28 protein-coding genes and 1 other RNA gene are annotated in these 26,517 nt (G+C 42.8%); 5 read left to right on the top strand and 24 right to left on the bottom strand.

Annotated features, from left to right (window positions below):
- Positions 1-160 precede the first annotated feature (160 nt).
- Entirely contained in the window at positions 161-973 is an 813-nt protein-coding gene (locus tag EYS00_RS17280; protein ID WP_130638856.1) for a pyruvate, water dikinase regulatory protein, read from the top strand.
- A 108-nt stretch (positions 974-1,081) separates the two neighbouring features.
- On the opposite strand, the gene EYS00_RS17275 is transcribed toward EYS00_RS17280, so the two are convergent.
- The 8 genes from EYS00_RS17275 to EYS00_RS17245 all read right to left on the bottom strand — a co-directional run bounded on the left by EYS00_RS17275 (position 1,082) and on the right by EYS00_RS17245 (position 5,489).
- Positions 1,082-1,771: a hypothetical protein gene (locus tag EYS00_RS17275; RefSeq protein ID WP_130638854.1), complete on the bottom strand. Its 690-nt coding sequence runs from the start codon at positions 1,769-1,771 to the stop codon at positions 1,082-1,084.
- 83 nt (positions 1,772-1,854) lie between these two features.
- Complete coding sequence (locus EYS00_RS20610; RefSeq protein WP_165399418.1) at positions 1,855-1,992, bottom strand: hypothetical protein; 138 nt, start codon at positions 1,990-1,992, stop codon at positions 1,855-1,857.
- The gene (locus EYS00_RS17270) at positions 1,989-2,408 is read right to left on the bottom strand and encodes a hypothetical protein (protein WP_130638852.1); all 420 of its coding nucleotides are present in this window, start codon (positions 2,406-2,408) and stop codon (positions 1,989-1,991) included. The genes EYS00_RS20610 and EYS00_RS17270 overlap by 4 nt, the downstream gene beginning before the upstream one ends.
- Positions 2,405-3,421 carry an ABC transporter substrate-binding protein gene (locus tag EYS00_RS17265; RefSeq protein WP_130638850.1) on the bottom strand — a complete coding sequence of 339 codons (1,017 nt, stop codon included), beginning with the start codon at positions 3,419-3,421 and terminating at the stop codon, positions 2,405-2,407. Before EYS00_RS17265 ends, EYS00_RS17270 begins: the two co-directional genes overlap by 4 nt.
- Positions 3,418-4,410, bottom strand: a complete 993-nt coding sequence (locus EYS00_RS17260; RefSeq protein ID WP_130638848.1) for a hypothetical protein — start codon at positions 4,408-4,410, stop codon at positions 3,418-3,420. Before EYS00_RS17260 ends, EYS00_RS17265 begins: the two co-directional genes overlap by 4 nt.
- On the bottom strand, positions 4,407-4,673 hold the full coding sequence (locus EYS00_RS17255; protein WP_130638846.1) for a hypothetical protein: 267 nt from the start codon (positions 4,671-4,673) through the stop codon (positions 4,407-4,409). Before EYS00_RS17255 ends, EYS00_RS17260 begins: the two co-directional genes overlap by 4 nt.
- 37 nt (positions 4,674-4,710) lie before the next feature.
- Entirely contained in the window at positions 4,711-5,061 is a 351-nt protein-coding gene (locus EYS00_RS17250) for an RnfH family protein (protein ID WP_130638844.1), read from the bottom strand.
- Positions 5,058-5,489: a type II toxin-antitoxin system RatA family toxin gene (locus EYS00_RS17245; protein ID WP_130638842.1), complete on the bottom strand. Its 432-nt coding sequence runs from the start codon at positions 5,487-5,489 to the stop codon at positions 5,058-5,060. The genes EYS00_RS17250 and EYS00_RS17245 overlap by 4 nt, the downstream gene beginning before the upstream one ends.
- A gap of 148 nt (positions 5,490-5,637) precedes the next feature.
- Between EYS00_RS17245 and smpB the strand changes: the two genes are divergently transcribed.
- Positions 5,638-6,117 (top strand): SsrA-binding protein SmpB, encoded by a 480-nt coding sequence (gene smpB, locus EYS00_RS17240; RefSeq protein ID WP_130638840.1) that lies wholly within the window; start codon positions 5,638-5,640, stop codon positions 6,115-6,117.
- Positions 6,118-6,146: 29 nt separating this feature from the next.
- Here smpB and EYS00_RS17235 read toward each other — a convergent pair whose 3' ends face one another.
- Entirely contained in the window at positions 6,147-7,373 is a 1,227-nt protein-coding gene (locus EYS00_RS17235) for an NADH:flavin oxidoreductase/NADH oxidase family protein (protein ID WP_130638838.1), read from the bottom strand.
- Positions 7,374-7,502: 129 nt separating this feature from the next.
- On the opposite strand from EYS00_RS17235, the gene ssrA reads away from it, so the two are divergent.
- Both ssrA and EYS00_RS17225 read left to right on the top strand, forming a co-directional pair.
- Positions 7,503-7,862: a transfer-messenger RNA gene (gene ssrA, locus EYS00_RS17230) on the top strand.
- A 221-nt stretch (positions 7,863-8,083) separates the two neighbouring features.
- Positions 8,084-8,647, top strand: a complete 564-nt coding sequence (locus EYS00_RS17225) for a tyrosine-type recombinase/integrase (protein WP_207301729.1) — start codon at positions 8,084-8,086, stop codon at positions 8,645-8,647.
- A 52-nt stretch (positions 8,648-8,699) separates the two neighbouring features.
- Here EYS00_RS17225 and EYS00_RS17220 read toward each other — a convergent pair whose 3' ends face one another.
- The 8 genes from EYS00_RS17220 to EYS00_RS20605 all read right to left on the bottom strand — a co-directional run bounded on the left by EYS00_RS17220 (position 8,700) and on the right by EYS00_RS20605 (position 17,609).
- Complete coding sequence (locus EYS00_RS17220; RefSeq protein WP_130638836.1) at positions 8,700-10,859, bottom strand: ATP-dependent helicase; 2,160 nt, start codon at positions 10,857-10,859, stop codon at positions 8,700-8,702.
- Between the two features lie 45 nt (positions 10,860-10,904).
- Positions 10,905-12,374: an ATP-dependent endonuclease gene (locus EYS00_RS17215; RefSeq protein ID WP_165399417.1), complete on the bottom strand. Its 1,470-nt coding sequence runs from the start codon at positions 12,372-12,374 to the stop codon at positions 10,905-10,907.
- Between the two features lies 1 nt (position 12,375).
- On the bottom strand, positions 12,376-12,753 hold the full coding sequence (locus EYS00_RS17210; RefSeq protein WP_165399416.1) for an AAA family ATPase: 378 nt from the start codon (positions 12,751-12,753) through the stop codon (positions 12,376-12,378).
- Positions 12,754-13,152: 399 nt separating this feature from the next.
- Positions 13,153-14,229: a hypothetical protein gene (locus tag EYS00_RS17205; protein ID WP_130638830.1), complete on the bottom strand. Its 1,077-nt coding sequence runs from the start codon at positions 14,227-14,229 to the stop codon at positions 13,153-13,155.
- A gap of 62 nt (positions 14,230-14,291) precedes the next feature.
- Positions 14,292-15,356: a Fic family protein gene (locus EYS00_RS17200; RefSeq protein WP_130638828.1), complete on the bottom strand. Its 1,065-nt coding sequence runs from the start codon at positions 15,354-15,356 to the stop codon at positions 14,292-14,294.
- A gap of 418 nt (positions 15,357-15,774) precedes the next feature.
- Positions 15,775-16,488 (bottom strand): SOS response-associated peptidase family protein, encoded by a 714-nt coding sequence (locus EYS00_RS17195; protein ID WP_130638826.1) that lies wholly within the window; start codon positions 16,486-16,488, stop codon positions 15,775-15,777.
- A gap of 86 nt (positions 16,489-16,574) precedes the next feature.
- Positions 16,575-17,264: a PEP-CTERM sorting domain-containing protein gene (locus tag EYS00_RS17190; RefSeq protein ID WP_130638824.1), complete on the bottom strand. Its 690-nt coding sequence runs from the start codon at positions 17,262-17,264 to the stop codon at positions 16,575-16,577.
- 180 nt (positions 17,265-17,444) lie between these two features.
- The gene (locus EYS00_RS20605) at positions 17,445-17,609 is read right to left on the bottom strand and encodes a hypothetical protein (protein ID WP_165399415.1); all 165 of its coding nucleotides are present in this window, start codon (positions 17,607-17,609) and stop codon (positions 17,445-17,447) included.
- A 470-nt stretch (positions 17,610-18,079) separates the two neighbouring features.
- Here EYS00_RS20605 and EYS00_RS17185 point away from each other — a divergent pair, with 470 nt between their 5' ends.
- Positions 18,080-18,484, top strand: coding sequence for a hypothetical protein (locus EYS00_RS17185; RefSeq protein ID WP_130638822.1), 405 nt, complete (start codon positions 18,080-18,082; stop codon positions 18,482-18,484).
- 24 nt (positions 18,485-18,508) lie between these two features.
- Here EYS00_RS17185 and EYS00_RS17180 read toward each other — a convergent pair whose 3' ends face one another.
- The 7 genes from EYS00_RS17180 to EYS00_RS17150 all read right to left on the bottom strand — a co-directional run bounded on the left by EYS00_RS17180 (position 18,509) and on the right by EYS00_RS17150 (position 26,515).
- Positions 18,509-20,467, bottom strand: coding sequence for a methyl-accepting chemotaxis protein (locus EYS00_RS17180; protein ID WP_130638820.1), 1,959 nt, complete (start codon positions 20,465-20,467; stop codon positions 18,509-18,511).
- Positions 20,468-20,692: 225 nt separating this feature from the next.
- The gene (locus EYS00_RS17175; RefSeq protein WP_130638818.1) at positions 20,693-21,481 is read right to left on the bottom strand and encodes a sterol desaturase family protein; all 789 of its coding nucleotides are present in this window, start codon (positions 21,479-21,481) and stop codon (positions 20,693-20,695) included.
- On the bottom strand, positions 21,474-22,100 hold the full coding sequence (locus tag EYS00_RS17170) for a CDP-alcohol phosphatidyltransferase family protein (RefSeq protein ID WP_130638816.1): 627 nt from the start codon (positions 22,098-22,100) through the stop codon (positions 21,474-21,476). Before EYS00_RS17170 ends, EYS00_RS17175 begins: the two co-directional genes overlap by 8 nt.
- Positions 22,101-22,130: 30 nt before the next feature.
- Complete coding sequence (locus EYS00_RS17165) at positions 22,131-22,745, bottom strand: ATP-binding cassette domain-containing protein (RefSeq protein ID WP_130638814.1); 615 nt, start codon at positions 22,743-22,745, stop codon at positions 22,131-22,133.
- A gap of 32 nt (positions 22,746-22,777) precedes the next feature.
- A complete protein-coding gene (locus EYS00_RS17160) occupies positions 22,778-24,475 on the bottom strand; it encodes an ABC transporter permease (protein ID WP_130638812.1) in 1,698 nt (565 codons plus the stop codon).
- The gene (locus EYS00_RS17155) at positions 24,475-25,614 is read right to left on the bottom strand and encodes an ABC transporter substrate-binding protein (protein WP_373995579.1); all 1,140 of its coding nucleotides are present in this window, start codon (positions 25,612-25,614) and stop codon (positions 24,475-24,477) included. Before EYS00_RS17155 ends, EYS00_RS17160 begins: the two co-directional genes overlap by 1 nt.
- Before the next feature lie 61 nt (positions 25,615-25,675).
- Positions 25,676-26,515 carry a DUF547 domain-containing protein gene (locus EYS00_RS17150; RefSeq protein WP_130638808.1) on the bottom strand — a complete coding sequence of 280 codons (840 nt, stop codon included), beginning with the start codon at positions 26,513-26,515 and terminating at the stop codon, positions 25,676-25,678.
- Positions 26,516-26,517 lie beyond the last annotated feature (2 nt).

The following is a 26,517-nucleotide window of genomic DNA, read 5'->3' as shown; positions in this document are numbered from 1 at the left end:
TTAGTAGGGTATAAATAATCACTTTGACGCAGTCCGTCATCCGTGTTCTTTGCTGAAAGTCGTATCACTTTGCAGCGAAATCATCTTAGAATGGGCGAATTCTCAAAGTAAAATATTTATTAAAACTGTAATAAATTTACAACAATGTTAAGGATATGTTGTGCGTACAGCTTTTTACATTTCTGATGGTACTGCCATTACTTCCGAGGTCTTCGGCCACGCCCTGCTTTCTCTGTTTCCTGTTGAGTTTAATCACATCACCATTCCATTTGTCGAAACTGAGGACCAAGCACGGAAAGTTCTTGATCAAATATCTGAAAGTTTTCAAGATACCGGAGAAAGACCGCTCGTTTTTTATACAATTGTGAATGTAGATATTCGCAAGATCGTCGCTAAGTCCGTAGGAATTAACTATAATTTTCTCGACCAGTTTGTTGCTCCGCTCGAAAAAGTACTTGGCATTCCTTCTAAACCAGAGAAACATCGTACCCACAGTATCCATGAAACTACCTACGACATCAGAATAGAGGCGGTTAACTACGCGTTAGCCAACGACGATGGCTCTAATTTAAAAGACTACGAAGAGGCCGACATAATACTAGTAGGGGTTTCTCGATCTGGCAAAACACCTACAAGCCTTTATCTAGCCTTACAATATGGGATTAAAGCGGCTAACTACCCCTTTACCGAGGAAGACATGGGCGACATGCTCAAATTGCCTCCCATACTCCGTAGATTCAAAAACAAGTTATTCGGATTAACGATCCAAGCAGACCGTCTACATCAGATCCGTTCAGAACGCCGAGCGAATAGCCGTTATGCGTCAATACAACAATGTCGAATGGAGCTAAGAGAAGTAGAAAACCTGTACCGCAAAGAAAAAATCCCTTTCTTGAACAGTACGAAATACTCTATTGAAGAAATCTCCGCCAAAATTCTTGCAGAGACAGGCTTGAAGCGTCGCAAGTATTAAGTGTCACAAGACCTTCTAACCTTGAAGAAAAAACCGATGTTCGACACATCGGTTTTTTTCATCTTTAGACAATTGGGCAAAGTAATAATTGTCTATTTCAGGTAAAGCTTACCGCTTTGATAGCCTGCGCATTCCGAATAAAGCGAAAGCAACAACGCCCAACATAGATGGCTCGGGAACAGCAATATTAAGCTGGGGTGCGTTAAATCTATAAAGTACCGCCTCTTCTACTCCCCAAATATAAGCCTCTTTACTGATTCTAGTGTCGAGATTAAGAATATCTTGAACAACTGCCGTTGAACTTGATGAAACCGAGTTACTGAGGCTTGAGCGCGTGGGTGATGTGTTCCATACAAGGCTCGTAAAGGCCGATTGTACGTCGACCAATCGAGCGTCGAAGCTCGCATTAGCTACATCGCTGGCGTTGTAGCCCAACAAGAAGCTACTTATGTCATCACTTACGGCAACATCTAAATTGGTGTCCATGACATTTTCACCGTTGATGGAGCCACCGAAACCAGTGATACCACCACCATCCATAGCCAAAACATAAATCGTGTCTTCACCAGGATCTAGACTAAAATCCAACGTACTGAGTACATCCACTTGGTTATACCAATCAGCATCATTTTGATATAAGAGCTCGCTAACACCCGAGCTACTGCCGGCAAATATGGCGAAATCATTATCTATGGCAATTTGGATTTGAAAATTTCGGATAACCGACGCGTGCGAATACGAGACGGAAAGGATCAGAAAGGTTAGTAAGGTAATAGATTTAACGAATGTTTTGATCATTTGCTTTTTCCTTTAGCAAGGTAAAGTTTCAGTGCTACTTTGCGTAAACTGAGGAGACGACTTAGTCCCCTGCTATAAGAATATTAGTCGACAATGTGGGCTTCGGTGTATTTTTTGTACGCAGCCCACGCCGACAACCCCGCCCATGTGACTTCTAGGCAAAACACCGAGTAATTCTGTTGCAGCCAAAGTGATGGCAAGGTCATAAGTGCAGCAATCATATTGGCGAGCTGGTGTGCCTTGGGCGCATCTTATCGGTACAAAACATAAGGTAAGCTAACGCAAAAATTACCGCAGCAATCCAATTTAGCGCATTCCATAACTGGTCTGGCGATTTGATTACGGCAACAACGGCTATAGCAACAACACCACTCATTAAAACTTGTGCTCGCCGACTCCCAAAAGCCAACGCCCTGAGGGATACACTGGCAAGCATGAGTAGACTGATAATGGCCCAAAAACCATTGATTGCTACCGCTTGCCAAGACTGTATTGCGGACGAACTTACGACTAGCGCCGACGCTGCAAGCAAATTCCCCAAATAGTAAACATCTCTACGCCATTGAGAATACAAACTCAAATAGGCGTGGTTAACTATGTATAAGATGGTGCCGACCCAACCGAGTATTACCATCATTCCACTTCAATATGCATGTTTTTCACACATACCTCTTTACCCACGTGCGGCCCATTTAGCACAAGAACATGGCTCTCTTCGGTCATGTTGCCGTAAAGCCTGTCGGTATTGGAGGGATTTAGAATTTTATCGCTCCAAGTCAGCACCATCACTCGGGTGCCCATTGGAATGGTGTAGAAGACATCATCCTCATACGTAAGAGTACAGGCTTGTGTATTCTTTTGATTGAACCGCCCTAATATAGCTGGGTAACCTTCCGCAGTTTTCACCAAGGCAATATCAACATCAGCAACTTGCGGACTTTGTGAATATCGATACTCACCAGCAAGGGCCAAGCGACGAGATAATGCTTTATTCACTCTGTCTATCAACGCTTTTCCTGTGTCAGTTTTTGACGCGATCACATGCATTCCCAAACGACTGCTGTACTGTTCAGCACCCACGGTAAGAATTAACTCAGAACGATCTGGGAAGTGAGCTTCCAACAATGACTGCATGACCCCCTCAGCCATGGGAAGTACGTCGATGTCGTTACTGAGGAGCGCACCGAGGGCTGCAACATCACTCGGGTAAACAGAACCATTGCTCACCAGGCTATCTATCGCTTCGCCATAGCTATTACCGACTACTTTACCGAATCTTAGTTCGGTATCGTCTAAATCTGGCGTGTTGCCTTCGCTTCCTTGGCGATTATAAAAAAGCGTTAAGGTAGCGAAATATAACGGCTCAGAATAATAAAATTTTGCGGCGCGAGCCTCTGTGTAGAAATACGGATATGCCAACGTAGTGGTATGCAGCGGGAGTAAGGCTTGTGCGTCGGCAAAGGGAATGTATTCCCAGTTAACGCTGAAATCACCATAGTAGGCCAATACTTCAAGGTTTTTCGCTGCTCTACCCGAGGCTTGACCTTCCTCATTAATATACGGCGACCACTTATCAGTGAGTACACTAACCTCTTCACTATGAACTGCTAACGACAGACATATGCACACAAGCATTAAGTACTGCTTCATAGCTTTTCCCTCGCTACATAAACATACGTAATACCCAGCGCCAGCATAGCGAAGAAGCCTAAACCGAATATAAAGTCTGCATCTAAACTGGCGATAAAAGCTAAGATCCAAGATTTATCGGTATCTGTGTAGTCTAATGCAGGTCGAGACATCACTTCTCGACTGTACTGAGACAAAAACACCAGCAACTCAAATACCGCAAACAAACTGATTGAAAATAAGATACGGTCGCTTTTTTGGCTATTAATGGTGCGCTGTTTTGCGTCTGCCTCTGCAATTTTGGTATCACAGATTTCCATCATAGCTTCGCCATTTTCAACCAGTCGGTCATACTCCCATGACTCAAAAATCGCATTCAAGAGTGCGCGCTTTGGACGGGTTAAATACTTGGTTTGCTCGTTCACCGCTATCTGGTGGAGCTTGGTTTGCGTGCGAGTTTCTTGCAAACAATCTCTTGCGTCACCAATTTTTGAACCTGCATATACGCTGTCGATAGCGGCACGAAGCGCTAAATTGCACTTTTCATGGGCAATATAGCAATACTGCGCCAGTGTCATGGTCGAAATGCGAAAATCGTCGTCTTCGCTATCAACTACCACGTAGTTCAGCCATGTCATTGACTCATTACGGGACTTACCTATTTCGTCGGCGTGTTCTGGCACTTCAGTCTCTTTTAACCAATCTTTGATCATGGCTTTAACTTCTTGGATTTTAAGCTGTTCAGTCGTTACCGAAATACAGCGGGACGTCCAATACAAATGCTGCTTTTTGTCTTTTTCAACGGGCACAAAGCTAATGTCGGAGGATTGGGATGACGCAACAAAGGTTTTAATTTGCTCAACCAATTGACCGCGAGTGGCGCGAATAGCCGCCGCAACAATGTGATTCACCTTATCTTCAAATTGCTCAGAGCTAACATAGTCGCTTTGATTAAACGCTAAATAGACTTCTGCGACTGCCACCTGATTGGGAAATACAACGTACTTCACCGTGTAATTTTCGTGCGAAAAGTAAATGTACACAAATGCATTGCTTGCACATCCACATCCAAGCGCTTGTACTGACGTTGTATGTTTTCCTCTTGCTCTAGTGCCTCTTGTTGGAGGTCTGAGTGTGCAACTTGAACATTGCTGAGTTCAGACAATGCGTTTTGAAGGGCCTTGTATTGGCGCGAATGCGGGTCAAGGCCAGTTCGCAGGCGCAAAGGAATATCGAGTGGCGAGAAAGCCACTACTTTGAAGGTACTGTTCATCGTTAAGTCTCCACTACCCTGTGTAGTTAAAGCGTAATTATTCTTTGTTTTCTGCTTTTAATGGATTTGGTCTGCCACCAGTCACTTTATCAGCGCGACCTTCTTCCTTGGCTTTTTCTGCACGGCGTTTTCTAATTTCTTTGGGGTCTGCAATCAGCGGGCGATAAATTTCAATACGATCGCCATCGCGCAAGGTATCGCGCATTTTCACCACTCTTCCCCAAATACCTGCTTTGTTCTTCTTTATGTCAATTTCCGGGTACTCAGCAAGAATGCCTGACGACTCAATAGCTTCTTGTACCGTGGTATTTTCAGCAACGGCAACTTCAATAATGGTTTGCTTTTTAGGCAGTGCGAAGGCAACTTCAATAGTGATCATCGTGCTCATGCGTATACCTCTTTGGCACGCTCAGTAAATGCGGCAACCATACTCGATGCTAAACTGTTGAATACTTTTCCAAACGCCACTTCAACGAGTTTACTACTAAACTCAAACTCTAAACTCAGCTCGATTTTGCAAGCATCCTCGCTCAATGCCGAAAACGTCCAGCCACCTGATAACGAACGAAACGGGCCATTCACCAATTGCATCTCAATTTTATGGCCAGGTAGTAGCTGATTATGGGTAGTAAACCACTGCTGTATTCCTGCCTTTGCCACTAGCAGAGAAGCGCGCATACTCTCACTGCTTTGCTCCAGTATTTTACTGTCGGTACAACCAGGCAGAAACTGGGGATAAGACGCCACGTCATTCACTAAATCAAACATGGCTTGTGCGCTGTGTGCAACCAATGCACTACGTTGAATACTTGGCATTTACTACAATAAGTTAGTGACTAAAGGCGCGTACTATATCATAAGTACTCTCTAATAATTAACAGCTATACATGTAGACGAATAACTTGCCGTATAATAATTGGTAGTCACTAAAGACATTCGCCAATCAATACGTATAATAGCGCCCATGAAAAAGAATAAAGCAAAAAAGAATCCGTCGAATACCATCGCGCTTAACAAAAAAGCGCGTCACGACTACTTCCTTGAAGACAAATTCGAGGCAGGCATGGAACTGCAAGGGTGGGAAATCAAAGCGATCCGCTCAGGCAAGGTGAATATTTCTGATACGTACGTCATTATTCAAAATGGCGAAGCCTTTTTGGTCGGCAGCCGAATCAGTCCGCTTAATCAAGCGTCAACACATGTTATTTGTGCACCTGAACGTGCCAGAAAGCTACTCCTCAACAAGCGTGAATTAGACAGGCTCATTGGCGCACGTGATCGCCAAGGCTACTCGATTGTTGCAACGGCCATGTATTGGAAAAAGTGCTGGGTGAAACTTGAGATTTATCTAGCAAAAGGTAAGCACTCTCACGATAAGCGCGATACGGTGAAAGATCGTGATTGGCAACGCCAAAAAGAACGCGTAATGAAACACAGCGCTTAATTGCGCTGTGCTCTTTTTCGATCAATAAGTTACGCGCCTACATCACGCTTCGTCATTTTTTTGCGGTGTACCATATCGAGTATCAGGCTCCACAATGGCGCGGGTCGGCGTATAGTGGTTAAATCATTACCTAGCCGTCTTAACTGACGTCTCACCATACTCATATTGGCTAAACTCGACAGTGTTTTGTCCTTCCAACCACAATTGGGGATAACCCCAGAATAGGTCCAGTCTTGTTGCCATTTTTTGGCTAAGTCGGGTGTAAACGCCAAAGCACTCGCCATACCCACAAATGCACAGCCTTGTTCCACAACTTCTTGAGCGACAGACGCGCGCTTAATCCCGCCCGTTGTCATTAAAGGAATGTTCGTTTTGGATTCAAGGGTTTTGGCAAACTCTAAAAAGTAGGCTTCGCGAGCCAGTGTGCGATCGTCTCGTGTTTGTCCTTGCATGGCAGGGGCTTCATAGCTACCACCTGATAGCTCAACAATGTCTACACCTAATGCCTCAAGGCGACTGACTACCTCACACGCATCGTTAAAATCAAAACCACCCCGCTGAAAATCAGCAGAGTTAAGCTTAACCATTACAATGAATTTTTTGTCGCACACAGCACGTATTTGACTAACGATGTTGATCAACAAGCGTGCACGATTAATGATGGAGCCGCCCCACTCGTCTTGTCGTTCATTGGTCAATGGTGATAAGAATTGAGTCAGCAAATAACCATGTGCCGCGTGAATTTCGACGCCATCAAAACCAGCTCGTTCAGCTTGTTTCGCCGTTTCCACAAATCGGTTGCACACGTCATGAATGTCTTCGCACGTCATTTCCGTAGGCTCAGCAAACAACTTGGAATGTTTACCCATGTTCAATGGAATGGCAGACGGCGCCAACGCTTTGCCCTTCATGGCCTTGAAGACTTGTCGGCCAGGGTGATTAATTTGCATAACGGCTAAAGCGCCATTGGACTTGATGATTTTTGCCCAGCGCTCAAAGGATTCGATGGGTGTGTGCTTTTCAAGTGCAACACCGCCAGGCCCAGTCATGGCTGCGCTGTCGACCATTACGTTTCCGGTAATGACCATGCCCAGATTACCATGAGCCCAATAGCGATAGAGGGAATAAAGTGCGCTACCGGGAAGTTTCCCCGCACTCGACATACTTTCTTCCATGGCTGACTTTACGAGTCGGTTACGAACGGTAACACCACAGGGTAAGTCGTAAGAAGAATATAAAATTGAATCAGAACACATAATACTTCGCGCGTCGATTTAAGCGGCGACACTTTAATACGTATTGGTAATAAATGCATCAGTTGAAAGCAATTTTTTCATTAAGGGCATTTAACCCGAAAGGGTTTGTGTTATACTCCGCCGAACACCGGGGCTGATTAGGATTCGACAGGATCTAGGACGCTGGAGGTGCATGCAGAGGAGCGGTTGGCCTCTTAAAAAAGCCGCATTTAAATAGTCGCAAACGACGAAACTTACGCACTAGCCGCTTAATAACCGGTATAGGCCCTTCCACCCTAGTCTCTTCCTGCTAGCGGGGATTCGGAAGGTCATCCAAGTAGGATAGCGAGGGAACCTTGTCTAAGGGTGAACCGCGAAACAGTATTAGGCCAGCCTCAAGGAAATCCTGTTTGTCGGAGTTCCAAGAGGTTAAATAAATGACAAACTAAGCATGTAGTACCAAAAGTAGACATTTTCTGGACGCGGGTTCAAATCCCGCCAGCTCCACCACTTCACTGTTATTGCCCATATATTGCCCGCAAAGCCTTACAGGCTGGGCAATTGGGCGGTTCAAAAAGCTCTCATTTTTATCATAGAGTAAATTGTCTGTTAGAAGTATTTTTAGCAAGAGTTTTCTATCTGCTAAACACCCTGTATCCCACAGCTGTACTGGGTTTGCTAACCAGACGAGAGCGGTTCTAAAAGCGCGTTCAAAGTTCGGTTGAGTTTGTTTGCTTTTTTTGGCTTTTTCGCCTGATGATATTGCGCGGATAAAGGTACTGCTGGCCGATCAGCCTCGCAATTTATGTTTATTTACGCTGGGTATTAATTCGGCTTACCGCGCAAATGAGCTTTTATCTTTGACGGTTGGGCAAGTGCGCGCTCTGCGCGCTGGTGATGTGCTGGACATCAAGCAATCAAAGACAAATCAGTATCGCATCGCCGTTCTTAATTCTGTATCTATTACGAGTATCGATAATTGGCTGGTGCATCATCCATCAGGGCATTTAGACCATGCGCCTTTGTTTTTATCTCTGCGCCGCAGAGATACAGCACTTAGCGTTTCTGCGGTGAATAATTTAGTGAAATCGTGGTGCGGTCAGATCAAAGCGGTTGGGAATTTTGGTTCGTACACGCTCCGCAAAACATGGGGCTATCATCAACGCATTCAAAATCGTGCTTCAATCGCACTGCTCATACGTGCTTTCGGCCACCGCAGTGAAGCACAAACATTAGACTATATGTGCATCAGCAGCGATGAAATTAAGCGACTGTATATGGAGGCGGAGTTGTAATAGCAGGTTATGGTCAATAACTAGCATTTTCATGAGTAACTTAAAAATCCATCTAGGATATTTTTATTGCGTTATCTGAAAAATATGAAAGGAAAAGATCTTCTTCTTCTTTATCATTGACAAGTCTAACACATCGCAAGTTTGTTTTTGCTCTAGTGCATGCTACATAAATCAAATTGGCATTCTTTTCTTTCTTGGATAATTCCGCATCTGGCGACAAAGCATTCTTAAAATCATATTCCTTTGTCCAAGAATACTCATCCAAAACAACGAGGACGTTCTCAATTTCTCCTCCCTTCGTTTTATGCATCGTCATGAATGGGAGGTACTCATTTAAATAACAATAATAGTTCAAAATTTCCTTGAAGCTTATTTCATCAGAAAGAAGCCTTTCAAAGAAATTTTCACTATCCAAATCTCGCTCTTTTTCTATAAAATCTTCTTCACTGAACTCTTTAAATAGATCATGTTCCGCAAGCTCTGAATGGGAGTTAAAACGGATAAACGTATTTCCTCCATCCCTATAAATACGCTTAAAACTCTCATGCAAATCATTTGTTCGGTAAAAATCAAGGTTCATCTTAGCTCGAACAAAGAAGCTTTCACTACTTTCTGATCTTTTTAAAAGGCCTAAAGAAATAGCCTTTTCGAGTGTTTTTAGCGCGCCTTCTTCAGAATCCAAAATGTCACGAATGTGCTGCTTAATAAGTTGTTTGTCCTGAATTGTCTTAAGTTGAAACCCGTTTCTTTTCAGACGACCAATAACCTCATTGTAATTCGGTTTTACATCCTCAAAAGCAGAGAAAGGTTGGTATGCATCACAAAGCTCAAAAAGATTTTGGAACTGCCACAATGACAACTTTTTCTCTATTTCGTCCTTTGCGTCAACATACCGGTTGTTAAAGATTTCAAATAAAGTCGGAAATCCTGCATCTCGAGCGATCGACTTATTTGTCAGTTTTAGGGCTGTGTACTCAATAACATCTTCTCTTTGTGCAACCTCGATCAAGTGATCTAACTTCTGCGCATAGTCCTTGTGGTACTGATCGATTTTATTTTCGTATTCGGAAAGTAAAAGCTCATAGTCATGCAACTTTCCTCTATATTCTTCTAGTTTTTCTGCTGAGGCATTTGATCTAGGCTTAGAAGGCTTATTAGGTTTGTGAGGTTTGATAGGGCTATCAGCAAAAAACAACTCAACCTTTCCTTGTCGATCATCGATTTTCTCTAGCTCTTCATTTATTTTCTTTTTAAAAGCAACTTCTTGTTCTAGCCCATCGTAGCGAATTTGATTGGCAAATCGTACTACCTGCTCAGAACATCTAAAGTTGTCCTCTTTTGTAATCTTCCTGACTAGTTTTCTATCTATATATTCATTTACATTCCCAACTCCATCAGAGTAAATCGCCTGCATACTGTCTCCAAATAATCCGAGGACAGTGCCATTCTCAGAAATGTCTTCAATAAACATTTTTATGATATCTGGATTTGTATCTTGATACTCATCAATAAAAATATAATCGTACTTATCAGCAAATATCTTCCTCAAAAGACTAAATTCTCTTACCAGTACGCATGCGATTTCTAGGAGCCCATCGTGACCATATGTTAATTCAGACAAGCTGTTGAATTGAGTTTCATTGTACTCGATAGAAGAATAATCTTTTTGCTTAATGTCTAGCCGTATTTCTTTATTCAACTTGCCAATAAGGTTATTGAGATCAATGTTAAACGTCTCGGGGTCATTGTCATATTCTCGTTTCCCCAGCACTCTAGGTACAGTTTCTTTTTTCAACTGGTATAAACGTTTAGCATATCTTTCATATACTTTTTTGTATTGCTCGTGCTCGAACTTTTTGAACGTTTTTTCGTCTTTATGATCTTCAGGCTTGGTTCTAACAATTGGTTTAACACAGAATAGCTGATCGATAACTTGCTGAATGTTCTTCTTATAATCTCTGATTTGTTGATTCAAAAATGAATGGATCGTCGAAATCGTGTACTGTTCCCCAACCCGATCAATAATTTGCTGGACAGCAAAATTTGTGTGAGTGATGCAGGCAACTTTGGCTTTAGGATATTCTTGAGAGATATATGCCAGAGTTCTTTTTAGCGTTTCAGTTTTACCGCTGCCAGCGCCCCCCTGAAGGACAAAGTTTTCGCCATTTCTTAAGCAATCATAAATAGCTTCAGTAGGAGTTAGTCCTGACATAACCACTCCAATCCATCTTTAATGTATTGTGGTGTTTCCCATGACTCACCCAAGACAAGAGCGTGATAAAGAATAGATGAAGCGAAATCTGATTTTTTTTACAATTATTTCATTGGTTAGAACATAACTATCAACATCACCGTCACCTAATTTATACTTGTTAACTAAACCAGATAACTCACCTTTCTTCTGATTAATTTTGTCTTTGTTTATATGAATAAATGCATCCTCAAAACTTCGAGCATGATACTCTTTCTCTCTAACTTGGTAGCAGCAATTTATTAGAGGGGCGGAAGTTTTTATGTCCCCATTTTTGAGTTTTTTAAACCATTCCTGAAAGCCTTTATTTTCAAGATTGGGAGCAGACAAAAAGTGCTTTAAAGATGCGTTGCTGGTATTTTCACCATCATCTACTTTACATGCTTTATATCGATGACCTTTCTGTCCTTCCGTTAGCTTCGTAGTATCAATGTCTGTAATAATTAACGTTTTTATGCCAATAAAACTTAAGAAATGTTCAAATGCTTTTGCATTGGCTCCTACTTCCAAGACACTAATATTTTGTGCTTTGATATTTGTACGATTCTGAATATCATAATTATCAATGAAATAGGGCAACAGCATTCTTTCAGTTGTCCCTTCAATGAAAATGGCTTTTGATGCGAAGAAAAGTTCTGCGGCATTCAAAGTTATGTACTGCTTCAAAAATTTGAAATCATCTGTATCAGAATATTTTGGCGATAACTCGACCATAAAGTTTTTGGCAAGAACTTGTTTATCCACCTCATCGAGCTGTAAAAAGCGAATACTTTCAAATTCACAACGGCTAACAATATGGGACGAATGAGTGGTAACAAGCGTTTGAAGTTTGCCCTTTTCACTTAACGCCTTGAGTGTCTTATCTGCAAAAACATATTGCATTTGCGGGTGCGTGTGGGCTTCTGGTTCTTCAATAAAAAGAAGATTTATGTCTTTGTTTTCTGATTTAAAATCTTGTTCTCTCAAGTCAATCTGTAATAAAAGATACAATATATTTAGTATCCCTAACCCGTTCATATTCTCGGGTAAATTGTTGTTATCTTCCCCATAGACTACTTGTGAGTTATTCTCCAAAAGAACTTTTGTTTCAATGTCTGACTTTACACTTAAGTCATTTAGATCCAAAACATCTTTTGCTTCTTTTAAGAATGGTTCAAAAATAGGTTGATACTCTGCTGTTAAACTTTCATCAATCAACGCGATTGACTTTTCGACATCTTGGAAGGCCAATCTATTGGCTTTATCAACGTGATGAAAATACTGTCCCGTTATTGTCGATATAGGCTTTCGATTACTGTCCGAACTCGCTACATTTCGTTTGGCGTGGATAATCTGTAAATTAATTAAACCCTTTATATCGGTAAGCTTTTTCTCTACCCGATGGCCTTGGTCATACGAAAAATATGACTTCTTCAAATAAGCAGATAGATTTTTTCGAATATACTTTGCTCGCAATTTCTCATCAACTTCGCTCAAGTCAGCTATCAGCTTTTTTACTATTGATAGAACACTCAAACAAAATAGAAACCTCTGTCTGATCAGGGTCTAAATCTTGTATGAAATCCGCGAGGTTCTCTAGATTATCAGCAACATTGTATTTAATTGTCAAAAGCAGTGATATTTTCAGTGTTTCAAAATCACTATCCTGCCTAATGCCGTCAATTTCTTTTCTAAGAGATGTGTTGAAATCGTTGTACGTGAACGGCTTTTCTTCAAAGAACTTCTCAAAGATCATCAAAAGTGATGTTTTACCTGTGTTGTTTTTTCCAACAAGCAAAGAGACCTTTTCCTCTAGGTCGATTTCAACGTTTTTCAAAAGTCGAAAATTTTTAACTGTTAACTTTGATATGTGCATAGTTAGTCCCTTAATCATCTAGGTGTTTGTATAACCGACTTGATCAACTGCCTCGCTAATACTTCTTTATTTTAAGACGAGCTGTTTAGTTACGTAGGAGTTTCTATTTTTATCAAAACATCGATGCGCGAATTCAACTCCGAAGTGCACCATTCTCCAAATTAAGCTGCCTTGCTTAGTGTCGTTAACAAACATTAGGATAACCATATACAAAAATTACCAGAAGTTGAAGGTGAAAATTTATTCAGCCAACAGTTGCGGTGGAGAGCTCAAATCGGAGAGCTGTTTAAGTCCCAATGATTAAAGTATCTTGTAAAATACCTTCAAATTGCATCAGAAGCTATGCGTGAAGTTAAACTGCTTTTATGGAGTTTTTTTCGGGAGATGTAAGGTTAAATCTTACAATATGGAGAGCAACAGTATTGTAACGAAAAAGATGGCTATCACCATCCATCCATTGTTTCTTGAACCTGAATAGCTCCTGCTAAGTTTTGCAATTTCTCTATTCATTTTCTTGCCCCAATTTCTGGGTAGTTCAAAGACTATAGTTTTTTGGATAACTACGGGATCATCAACTGTGCCACTATGTTCCTTTTGTAGTATAGAAACAATCTCATCAAGGTAGTCTGGGATTTGTTCCAATTTTTCAACTTGTGAACTCACGGTATCTTTTAGAAGCTCGAGAATGTTTTCGGCCTGATCGGGTACTTTTGAAAAATATAGTATTTCTTCATAGTTAGCGACCTTTGAAATATAGTCTCTCAGCAAAAGGCAGGCATGATGGATCTCCTCAACATCTCCTGCTATACCTTGCTCGCCAAAACTTTGAGTTAATTTGCTTAGTAATTTTTCAGCAGGTAAGCCGATATTAGAAGCATCATGTAGCCGATGCTCTACCCAGCCTATAATTTCATCATCATCGACATAATCAGTTTTTCCGATATAAAGGCCATCACGTAAGTCTCTTATTTTTCTAAAATGTGAGGCGTTTAAATGCCTCAAAAGCTCGGCGGCTAGATGAAACTCCCAAGCTGTAGGCTTATCAATTATGAGTCGCCTGACTATAGGAGGATAGTGGGCAAAAGCTGAAAGTAATAGTTCTTGTTGTTCCGATAGCAATTTATCTGACGAATTGCCCAGCTCAGATAACACAAATCTTTCATGCTTCTCTCTCCATGCAAACAAAAGTTCTGCACTATACCGCTTTTCATCTGTATCTATGAGCTTGTGACAATTTCTACAAAGCCAAATTCCGTTGGTAATTTCAGCTCTGTCGTGGTCTGTCATATCGACGCAATAGCGTTTAGATTTGGGTCTTGCACCGTGAATATGAGCCGCCTCTCCAATAACAGTGGCTTTGTCAGATTCTGAGTTAGGAGCAAACGTTAATGTTCTGCAATCGGGATTTGAGCATCTGAATGAAGCTCTTTTGGCTAATATGTCGATTGATTTTGAATTAAAATCAGGTGCTGGCATGAGTGAATATTCCTTTTCTAACAATTTTCAAAAGTTACACCCCTTGTGCCTATATTTTAAACTTACTCGATTGACGGTAGTTCAAATAAAAGCGCTATGAGCGCATCGTTCACGTAATAGCTCTCTCTACCTAACTTATGTTTGCTTAGCGTTCCTTCACAAAGTGCATCAAGGTAGCGCGTAGCAGTTGCCCTAGAAACGCCTAATGCCTCTTCGATAAAAGCAACCTTTGTGTAAGGGTGGATAAACAAGCTATTCATTAAGTCTTGGCTGTAGAACTTGTGTTGCGCTCGAATGCGCTGTTTTTGCTCAATGAGTAAATCACCGATGGCCTCGACTAAAACCGTTGTGTGTTTAGCCGTCATTGAAACGGCTTTTAAAATATACAAGACCCATTCTTCCCATTCGCCAGTGTCCCTAACCTTTTGCAGCAGGGTATAGTATTGGTCTTTGGTGTGATTGATATAGCGGCTAAGGTATAAAATAGGGGTGTCGAGCAATCCATTAAGCACCAAGTGCAAGATATTGAGAATTCGGCCAGTGCGGCCATTCCCATCATAAAATGGATGGATTGTTTCAAATTGATGATGAATTAAAGCCATGCATACGAGCGGATCTAGCTCTTGTTCGGTATTTATGAACTGCTCTAAATCGGCCATGTATTTGACAAGCTTATCTGGTGATGGTGGCTGAAAGACAATCTCTCTGGTTTGCTCATTTATTAATGCTGTGCCTGGTGTTTTGCGCAAGCCTGCACGATTGCCTTCCAGTATTTCTTGTATTTCAATGACGGTATTGAGTGTAAGCGCCTCAGTTTTAACAACAGCGTGATAGCCTAGATGCAATGCTTGTGCGTAAAAGGCTACTTCTTTAGCGGTAGGGTCTACCTTGTCGCTATGCAGTTGAAATTTATAAAGCTGATCTTGTGTCGTAATAATGTTTTCAATTGCTGAACTGCTCTGTGCTTCTTGCAAGGCGAGCGTTGAAATTAACATGCCTTCATTCGGAATTGTTTTGGCGACACCTTTTAGCTCTGCCAAGTGACGGTGCGCTGAAATAAGCGCCTTTAGCACAGCGGGCGTTTCTAAATCGACTTTTGGAGGCAGTGGTGCGAGTGTTTTTTCCATTGTTCAATATCTTTGATTTTTGAGCGCAATATAATTTAACTTCTCAAAAATCGCATTTATTGAGAACATTGTCACTCATTTTCTCAAAAAACATTGAATTTGAGCAAATGAAAGCATGCAACAGTGTAGCTATTGCATGTTGGTTGTGTTGCATCGGGTTCAGATCCTAATTAAGGAGCTGAACCCGCATCTGTAAAAACTGTCTTATTCGGGCATGTATCTACTATTTTTCCGCTTGATAGGGTGGGGATTACTGCCTATGGAGGTGTCTTGCAAGATGTCTTCAAAACGAGCTAATTCTGCGAATAAATGGTTCAACTGATTTTCGTAAGCTCCACCAAATCCAATTGGACGCCTCCAATCACTCAATAAGCCTCAATGGCTGGGCGATTGGGGCGATTCCAACACCACTAAAAAATCAACCATCCGCAGCAATCACTGCTCTCTCTTCCATGGGCACATATGTAGAAGGCTTATCAATTCTTTGTGCGAATAAGTCTTGAGGCAGATAGGGTTGTAACAGCGCATCAAAAACACTGACATCGGTAAGGCTACTATCTAACCACATTTGCATACTGTCATCGTGTTGATTGAGTATCATTGGCATCGATTTTTGGTGATAACGCTTGAGTTTGTGGTGTGGAGGCAGTGTTATCACTGAGCAAGACAACACCCGCTCACCTGTTTGGCTGTGGATCCATTCTCTGCACAATCCGCCCAACGCAATTGCGCTGTCTGTACCTTCAAAATCAGTATAAACAGCATTGCTGCCCTTACCTTCTGTTTCACCAAAACCTTTTACAGGAACAATACAGCGGGATTGCCTAAAGGCTCTAAAACCAGCACTTCTAGGCGTGTTAAGCTTGTCGTAGCGAGTATTGAAACTCGTATATTTTGAAGGTTTAAACCCTGTTTCGGTTTGTTCTAACAAGAGCCACCAAGTAGCCTGCTCAAAAATTCGTTTTCCATTTACTTCGCGTATTATGCCAACCGTATCCGTTGCACGAATAAACCTGCGAAAATTGAAAGCAGAAACGCCAACAGTTTCATCACCTAAATTTAGCTGTACGCCTAAATAACCGCACAAGTCGGTGACAAGGGGATCATCAATAACATTCAATCGGCCACACATACGAACTAAAGCTTTGTTAATTTTGATTATTTATAGCTTAACCAAGAATTTGATATTCCCGCCAACAAAATCAATAAAAAACTCACTCAGTAGTTCTTAACCCTGCGCACAAACACGGATAAAAGCGCCAGTGCCAATAGCGCTGTCATGTGTGGCGTATGTACATCTACGGTGGGAACAAAACGGGTAGAAATCGCGCCTACGGCATCGATATCAGCACCGACAAATGCGCCATCTCCACTTCTTTGCCCCTCGAGTGGATCGTCGATGAGTTTTACAAACTGAAATTCTGAAGACACACCAAAGCCATAAGCATCAATATCAATGCCCGATGTGGAACCACTCACTTTACCAACAGCTTCCCAAGTGGTGCCGTCTACACTAATTTCAACATAGGTATCTTCCACATCTGTTCCAACTTCGAATATCCACAAGTCAAAGTCGGTGTCACCACTGCCAGTCAAAACGTTATCGATGAAGGAAACAATCAGCGTGCCACCCTCACCGAGGGTCACGTAATCACATTCAAAAGCGTTGTTAGTATTACAGGTGCCTACACTTGAGTAATCGGGAATACCCAGTGCGTTGGCGGGGTCTTGTGTTGCTGCAAGTAAACCTGAGGTATCTCCACCAGGCGCGAATGAGATAATGGAGTCAGCAAAAGATATTTCTCCATCTGGAAATTCAACGCCCCCTATTAACACAGCGTGTGTATTACACGCAAACATCATTGCCGAGATTGTAATAAAAAGCTGAGCGAAGCGTTTTTTCAACATGGTCGTTCCTTAGTAATGGTGTCCCTTCCTTAGACTGTGCAAAATTTAAGCATCTTGCATACCAAAAACTAACCAACTGAAATTAGTAGATTTAATTTATTTCTGTTTTTTAACTGTAAAAGTTATCGACAATCAAAGCACGTATGCCCCCCAATTTGCCAAAGAGCTTGATTAAACCACTTAAACGCCATTGCGTTGTATCAATAAGCTCACCATAGTAAATGCGGACAGTGCTATCACCACAGCAAACACACCAGCGAGTAGTTTTCCCGCAATAGACAGCTCATTTAGCTCAACCCCCCAAAAGCCCTTTCGCATGATGCTGATGTTCTTCGCAGTAGCCATTTTTTAGGGGCTCATTTGCACACTTTTTTGCATGAGTATGGTAGTTAACTAAACACTTGCCTTCTTGATGCTGGTGTCGCGCACAAAACTGACCTCTGTCTATCAATCGATTACATTTTTCGCCTCGCCGTGTAATCCCTATACACCTGGCCATTAGATATTCCTTCTACTAAACGGTCTTTATTGATAATGAAAATATACCGCTGCGACTACTCGTCAGAAGTACAGAAAAAAGCATGACTCAGCCCATAAATGCCGACCAATAAAGGGCAAATTTATGAAGCATTTTTAAAACAATGTAGTTATTGGAATATGAGGGCACTGAAAGGCAATGCGTGCCTTCCCACTACTCTCTCGTTTTTGCCGACATTATTCAACCCCTAACCGCCGTTTGTGTGAGTAATCTTTTTCGAATTCGTAGCGTAAAAATCTATAATTACATCACTATCCGCTGGAATTAAGGATGAGATATGGCGTTTTCACAACACGGCGCTTACAAATTATGGGTGGTCGATAGAACGGTTTTTGCCGAGCTTACTGGCGCTTGGAACCTGGAAGCAGCAAAGAACTTTAAAAAGGACTTTATAAGCTCTGCTGATTCACTGGGAGATCAGTGGGCACATCTTGTTTATCTGAAAGACTGGGAGTTTTGCGGGAAAGAAGTCTTTCCAGAAATTGAAAGTTTAGTGGCTTGGTGTATCGAGAACGGGTTAAAGCGAACGGCTAACGTGTATCCCAAATCTTCATTAAAGAATCAGTTTTTGGGTGAAATGGTGGTTGAAGAACAAGGTGAGTTTATAAGGCGCATATTTGATGATCCTGAACAAGCGTCAGAATGGCTCAGTCAGGAGGGCTACCCTACGCGAATAGAGTAGCCTCTTTCTTCTGTTTAAGTGTGCTTAAACTCTAAATTGGGCAATTACGTTGTTCAAGCTCACTGCGTTTTCTTTCAACTGTGTTGCTGCATTTTGCGTACTAGCGGCACCATCGAAGGTTTCAATTGAAGCCGCTTTAATCCCTTCAATGTTCTGATTTATTTCTTCAGTAACACTGACTTGCTGTTCAACCGCTGTTGCAACTTGTGCGTTCATGTCACTCAGCGCTGTGACTGCTTTTTGAATATCGTCTAATGCATCGGTTGTCATAGACGCTTGCTTCATGGTTAACGAGGCGTCTCCCTGACATTTACTCATAGCATCAACAGCATCGTTAGCTCCACTTTGCAGAAGCACAATAATATCTTGAATTTCTCGCGTTGAATCCCCTGTACGTTGTGCCAATGCTCTGACTTCGTCGGCAACCACAGCAAAACCTCTCCCTTGCTCTCCCGCCCGCGCAGCCTCAATAGCTGCATTTAATGCGAGTAGATTTGTTTGCTCTGAAATGCCATTGATAACTTCGATAACCTTGCCAATTTCGGTAGAGTTGTCAGCCAGCTTTTCAATGACTTCCACCGCACCAGAGACACGATTAGAGAGCTTTTCTAGTGCAGTAATCGTTTGTTCTACCGTAGCTTGGCCAGATGAGGACTTGTGCTGTACGTCATTCACTGATTCAGAAGACGCATTGGCTAAACGGGATATCTCTTGAATACTGTAAGACATCTGATTAACCGCCGTAGCCACTGACTCGGTTTTCGCTTTTTGACTTTCACTAGCCTCTGAAGTCTGCGTTGATGCTGCGGCAACTGACTGTGAAGTCGTGGTTATCGACGCACTGTTATCACTTATGTCGCCAACCAATATTCGAAGTTTGGCGACCATATCGTAAATTGAGTGGTAGATGCCTGAGGCATATCGGCCGCTTGACACATCTACCGCCAAATTACCCTCTGACACGTATCGGACAATGTCTTCGATATCTCTTGGCTCACCGCCGATAGGCTTTATGATAAGGCGGGAGAGTACCGCAGATAACACTACTCCAATGATCACACTAAATAGGGAAATGCCAGCTACAAGGAACACCCGTCGTTCTGCATCAGCCTGTACTACAGGTCCTAGCGTATCTTGAGCAGCCTTTACTTGAAGTTTCACATCTTCGAGATTTTTAGCCACTATGGGTCCAATACGGTTTAATGTGTTGTCAATTAGGTTGTTTCGCTCGGTTATCACATCATAAACGTCGCTAAACGCGGCGAGGTAATTCCTTTTGCTTGATGCAAAAGTCTGTAGATATTGGGTTGCTGAGTCATTGCCCGCGTACAACGTAGAAGCCCTATCAATAAATCCCGGCAAATTAGTACCCAGTTCTAACAGGGCTCGCTCATAATCACTCTGATCGTTAGTCACCAAAAACTTAGTTACATACAGACGACCGAGAAGCAGGGTTTCCTGAGCCTTACTTAATAAATATAGGCCCTCACTATCACCGCGCTGATTGGCCTGTTCCATAAATGATGTCATGGTTTGCCGCATGGACAAACCTGAGGGATCTAAGCGCGTATTCACAATTTCATGTCGTTGTGCTACTAGTTGCTGCACCTGACCAAAACCCGTTTGATAGTCTTGCAGTAGCGTTTGTGACTCTCTGATTTTACTGATTCTTTGAGGATCTTCCATCATCGATAGAGCTTCATTGATGAACTGAGATGTGGCACGCATCCGCTTATTGTATTCCTCGACAGAAACATCGCCATTTTCCTGAATAAACTTCAACACGTTAATGCGAGCCATGAGCAAATTAGCTTGTATTCGACCAGAAAGATTAGTCTCAAGTGCTAGGCCACGGTATTCAGTGAAGCTTGCAAAGCCTGCCCGTAGACCTGCAAAAGCAATAAGCGCAATAAAAAGGAGAAGGAAAAGAATTGAACCATACCCAAGATTGACCTGAGTGGAGAGCTTCATGCGTGCGAACATAGAAATACCTTAATAACAGTGCATTACCGTATTTCTGTTACTAATACTCATCCCTGTGATTTACACGCGTCCTTTCGTCTGCATTGTGCAATTGCAGTTGATTAGCCAAAAGAAACATGGCAGCTTCGATGCATCTTAAACATAGACAAAAGTCGTAGTTATTACGCCTAAACATTAATTAAGGAACATTAAAAAATATTTATATACAGGTTTGGTAATGCGTAATTATCGCCTGAAAGGCATGGTAAGTAATTTGATTACATGACTATTTTCTTGCGTATGTGGGGTGTCTTGCTGTCCCAGATTTATACGCTCATCGGGTAAACTTGCTGTAGATTTGAACGATCCAAATATTCTGTCCCAAATCGATATGCTAAACCCAAAGTTTGCATTACTTTCAGCCATCACTTGGCTATGGTGAATGCGATGAAGATGTTGAGTGATCCACACTTTAGACACCATAGACTCCCAGCGTGGTGCTAAGCGAATATTGGCATGATTAAATAAAGCGAATCCATTCAACAGCATTTCAAAAAGCACAACGGCAACTGCTGGAGCCCCGAATAGTAGAATCAATATTCCTTTGTAAACAAGGCTAAGAGCTATCTCTATGGGGTGAAATCGTAATCCTGTAGTAGTATCCACGTGGCTGTCTGCGTGATGCATGTGGTGTATGCGCCACAAAAGAGGGACCTGATGAAACAAACGATGTTGCCAATAAATAGCGAGGTCGAGCGCTAAAATACATAGCACAATGCCTATCCAACTTGGCAGTTCAATAACATGCAACAGACCTATCTGATTGGCTTCGGCCCACATCGACACACCGACCAATCCAAACGGCAGCAACACTCTTGCGACTAATGCGCCGCTAACCATAATGAGCCAATTGCCCGTCCAACGATATCGTTTATTCACTGGGGCGTTACGAGCGGGTAACCAAAGCTCAAGTAACCCCATCACGGCAAAAATGCCAAGAAATACCAGAAGGCGGTACGACTCAATACTAGCCATTTTGCTCTACCGCTTTTAACGTTGTATAGCCGCCAACAATTCGTGTAATAACCGTTATCAAGCAGGCAGCCGCAAATACATAGGCAATAATTGGAAAGTATGTTGGCCACACACAGAAGGCAACAAATACCAGAATGGTCTCGGTACCCTCGGTTAAGCCCTGCATGTAGTAAAAGCTTTTGTTCTTGAACTGAGGTCTGTCGATGTTGAATTTTTCAGCCGCAATGGCAAAAGCAAGAAAGCTGCTTCCAGTACCTATGAAGGTTGCCAACAAGACTAGCGCAGGGGTGCCCCACTCTAACGGGCTTGCAATACCAAAGGCCAGTGGGATTGATGCATAAAATAGAAAGTCTAAACTGATATCCAAAAAGCCACCCGACGACGTACTGGTGTTTTGAAACCTAGCCAACTCGCCATCAATGCCATCAAAAATTCGATTGAGCGCAATAAATAGCAAGGCGCCATACCATAGACCGCCAATAATCATCGGAACCGCCAACAGTCCAACAAAAAAGCCTGCCACGGTCACTTGGTTGGGCGTAATACCACACTTATTCAGCGCCAATATAAGCGGGCGAAGTAGTGGTTTAATTAAGGGAGTTATTTTAGCGTCGAGCATATGTATTTACCTAAAATGACAACTTAGTCATTACAGTTGAATAATGTCGCCATTGGCGGCGTCAACATCTTCAGCGTCGTGGGTCACCATGATTGTTGGGATGTTCTGTACTTTCACTGTACTGAATACCCACTCTCTGACTTTTGCTCGCAGCTGTGTGTCCAGTTTACTGAAAGGTTCATCAAGTAACATAGCCTTAGGCTCGGAAGCCATGGTTCTAAGTAACGCCACTCGCGCTTGCTGCCCACCCGACAATGAACTCACGCTGCGATGTTGCATATCTTGCATTTCAACTTCGCCAAGCAATTGGGCAACGCTTTGCTGGGTATTTTTACGGTTTCGAAAACCAAATTCGATGTTTTCACCCACGGTTAAATGTTCAAACAACAACGCATCTTGAAACAACACTCCTACTCTACGCTGGTACGTCGGAACCTCTATTATCGATTCGCCGTTTAATACAATATCGCCCTTAACAGTAAAAACACTCTCCAGCTGACCTGTAACTGCGTTCAACAAGGTAGACTTACCCGAACCTGATGCGCCAAGCACACTCAAGACTTTGCCAGGCTCAACACGAGCATTCACATTAAACAGAGCATGTTTATCTTTGGTAACCGATAAGTCGATAAGTTCCAGCGCCAACAGTTGACTCCTCTTTTGTAATCTCGCGTTAGTTATTTGGTTTTACGGGCGTAAAAAGATTGGGCGATAGCCCACGCTGCCATAAATATCACTAAGGGCAACAATCCTTGCACAATAACATACACGGCGTTAAGCCGTTTACTGCTACCCGCTGCTAAAGCGATTGCTTCTGTTGTTACGGTAGCAATTTGACCACCACTACTCAGCAATGTAGGCAAATATTGGCTCAAACTAATGGCACACCCCATAGCAAAAGCGAAAGCAATGGATGGAAACACCAAAGGCAGTTTTACATGAATAAACACACGGAAAGGCGAATACCCTAAGCTTTGTGCCATTTGCCCATAACGAGGGTCGATTTGCCGATAAGAATGAGCAAGCGAAAAGAACACATAGGGCAAAACATAAATTAAGTGACTCAGGCCAACAGACAACCAAAGACGCTCTGGAAAAACAAGTTGCTGCAACCACACCAATCCAAACAAAAAAGCCACGCCGGGGACGAGTAGCGGAATAAACAAAATTAACGTAAAGCGTTTTTCGTATCCACTTGAGCCACCGCGTTTCATCAATCGCGACACAACTTTGCTTGTTACTTCATTCTTTACCTCGCTTTCCAGCGCTAACAAACTCACCACTACAGCCACGCAACTCGTGCACAGTGCGAGAATAAGTGAGTTTAATAATGGCGTTTGCATCGCAGCCAACCCCACCGACCAGTTAAGCCCTGTTATTCCCTGAGGCAACACCGAACCGGAAGTCCAATAGGTGGCAAATGAAAGCACTCCAGTGAATGAAACCAAAGCGAGTATGAGTATGGTGAATCCAATTAGACTCACTGTACCAAGAATTAATAGGGGCAGTTGCCCACCTGCTCGATTCAGATTAAGCACAAACCGTTGGTAATAATGCCCAATGATTTGCTCTGAGCCGCGCCACAACAATAGAGCAACTATGCAAAGGAGCATGAGTACGATTGCTCCAACAGACGCGGGTAATCGCAACGCTAAATCTACATTATTGAACCAATGAACAATGGCGACAGACAAGGTGGGAATGTTATTTGACCCAAGCACTAAAGGGATTTCAACACATGATATTGCATAGGCCAACACCGCAAAAACGGGTAACCTGATCCGCTGGTAAAGGCTTGGCAAAACGAGTTTCAAAAATGCAGTGATGGGCGTGTATCCAAGCGAAAGCCCGGTGCGATAATATCCCGATAACTGTTTATTCAGCGCACTTTGCGCGAGCACGCTTTGACTCATGAAAAACAAAAATGGGACTTCTTTAATCACCAAGGCAAAAATAATCGATACGCCGTAGTTGTCATACGGAAACCACTCGCCTATCCAAGGTGTTGGCGACAACAGAAATATTAACGCTAAAGCAACCGCCCCGTGGGGCAATACCAATAAGGGCGCAAGTAGGCGTTTTGTTGATGAAAAGGGGCGATAGCAATAGACGACCGCCACTAAAGCAATGCTTATGACCAGCGAAAATAGCGTTGCTCCAACCCCAGTCAATAGGGTCAACCCAATAATACTCACTAACTCTGGTGTGGCGAAAAAAGCGTGGATGGCTTGTGTATCGACAGTGTTAAATCCCAAGGCTGGAAAGAATCCAGCCGCAGGAAGTATTACACCAAAAGTGCCAGCCAGAACGGGGAACACCAAGAGTATTATCATGGCTTGCTTTACAGCGTGGGAAAAGCGCTCAAAAGGAGACATTAATAACGGGCTCCGTAACGCTCAAACCATGCGTTGCGCAGTGCATCAGTCCAGCTAGCATGAGGCTCAGCAAACATGATGATTCGCTCTGACGGGGGCAATGCCGACGGGTGGGCTCCCTCAACTTGAAACAGTTGTGCATCTTCATTTGGCAACAAGGCTACATCTAATACGGTGTCATCGCCCCATACATCAAGGCGTTTTTTATAGGCTTGTGCAACGGGCGACAATAAAAAGTTGACTACTTTTTTAGCATTGTCTGCATTCGGTGAATTATAAGCGATGGCTACAAAATGAATGTTAGACAAACTGCCGTCTGCCATCGCATAGGTGCGAATAGTAGGCGGTAAATCGAAACGGTTGACCGCACTGGGGATCTCTGCGGCGGTAAATGAGAATCCAAGGTGCAGTACTTCGTCATCGATCAACCTTTGCATGTGCGATGCTTGACGCAACATATGTGTTCCCTGTCTCCACATGTGTGGATGCAAGGTATCTAAAAAAGCCCAAAGCGGTGTGGTGAGTTCTGCAAACATCTCTGGCATAGCAGGACGATAAAGCCCGTCTGTATTGCCACGGTTTAACGCAATCAGTAAATATTTTAAAAAACTGATGCCTAAATAGTCATTGGGTGTTGGGTAAGCAAATGAGCCTGGATTCTCTACAACAAAACTCATTAACTCATGCGCAGTTTTTGGCGGCGTTTTTACGTGAGCACTGTTGTAATAGAAGACCATTGCTGCCCTGCCCCAAGGCGCTTCTTGCCCATTCGTAGGCAACCCAAAATCGGTAAGTACCGCAGGGTTTTCAGTAGGATTAGTCAGTGAAAAATTAGCCAGCTCATTCACCCAACTCGGCGCAAGAAGCCCATTGGATTGCATAGCAGCAAAGTTTTCTCCGTTGATCCAAATGAGATCGACACTGCCATTGTGATGATTGCCCGCAGACTTTTCAGCAAGAACACGAGACACCGCATCACTGGTGTCGGCTAATTTTACGTGGTTAATGGTGATACCGTGCTGCTGATTAACTTGTTGTGATACCCACTGAATGTATTGATTCACTTGTGCGCTGCCACCCCACGCGTGAAATCTAACTTCGTTCGTAGCACCAATAGTTCCACAGGCAAACACAACCAAACACAAGAGCGCGTTTAACTTTAAAAAACCGATGGTTATCTGCCAATTAAACAAAAGCTAGCTAATCCGAAAAATCATTCAACGCCCAATCATAGGGGATATGATTGATAGCAATGGTGCCATTCGCGAGTTGTTGCTTCTGCGTCTGATTCAACGACAAGGCGTCGGCATATAGAAGCACAAAAGAAGGCAAAGAACTCGCACCGTGCCATTGCTGTTCGAAATCACCTTTGTACCATTCAAAGATTTGCGACAAATACAAGGTATCCCCTTCGATGCGGTTTCTAGAGGTGTCGCCCAAAAACTGACGTGTTTGTTCATCTAGCTGTTGCGATAGCGCTTCGCCAATATAGGCTTCTTGGCGAAGTGCTGGACACCCTATACTGGCACAATTCACTGCAAAATGAATACGCGGTTCCATAAGTTCAGGGTTGCCCCGAATCATGACGTGTTCTATGTCGTCTAAGGTACGTGTACTTCCCAATAAAGGGGCGAAAGGCTGTTTCCAAGGAATAACGCCATCACGTTCCAATTCCAGAATGGATGTTATATCTGGGTATGCAGTAATGATGAGCTTTACGGTATATGCGTTGTAAGCGTTAATTAAAAACGCTAGTCGTGCTTCTTTTGACCACGTCTTAAAGATTGATTGAGGCACAGACGCCAACGTATTTAGATACGCATCCAATTTGCTACTGTCACGAGAAAAACTCGCATAATCAACAGCGGTGCTATTGCCATTATCAATGCTGTGCACATGAAGCGAGAGCAACTCATCCCACTGGGCATGTAAGGATGACAAGTGGCTTGTGTCTTCATAAGTAGCATTAGCAAAAGCGCTGGTTCCACTCAGCAAAAAGAGTAAAACCAGTACAATTAATCGCGGCCAAGCGATACGCATTC

The sequence above is a fragment of the Alteromonas sp. KUL49 genome (assembly GCF_006538345.1).
Lineage (GTDB): Bacteria > Pseudomonadota > Gammaproteobacteria > Enterobacterales > Alteromonadaceae > Alteromonas.
Note: the sequence above shows the minus strand (reverse complement) of the source record. Positions and strands in the feature narration are given on the sequence as shown.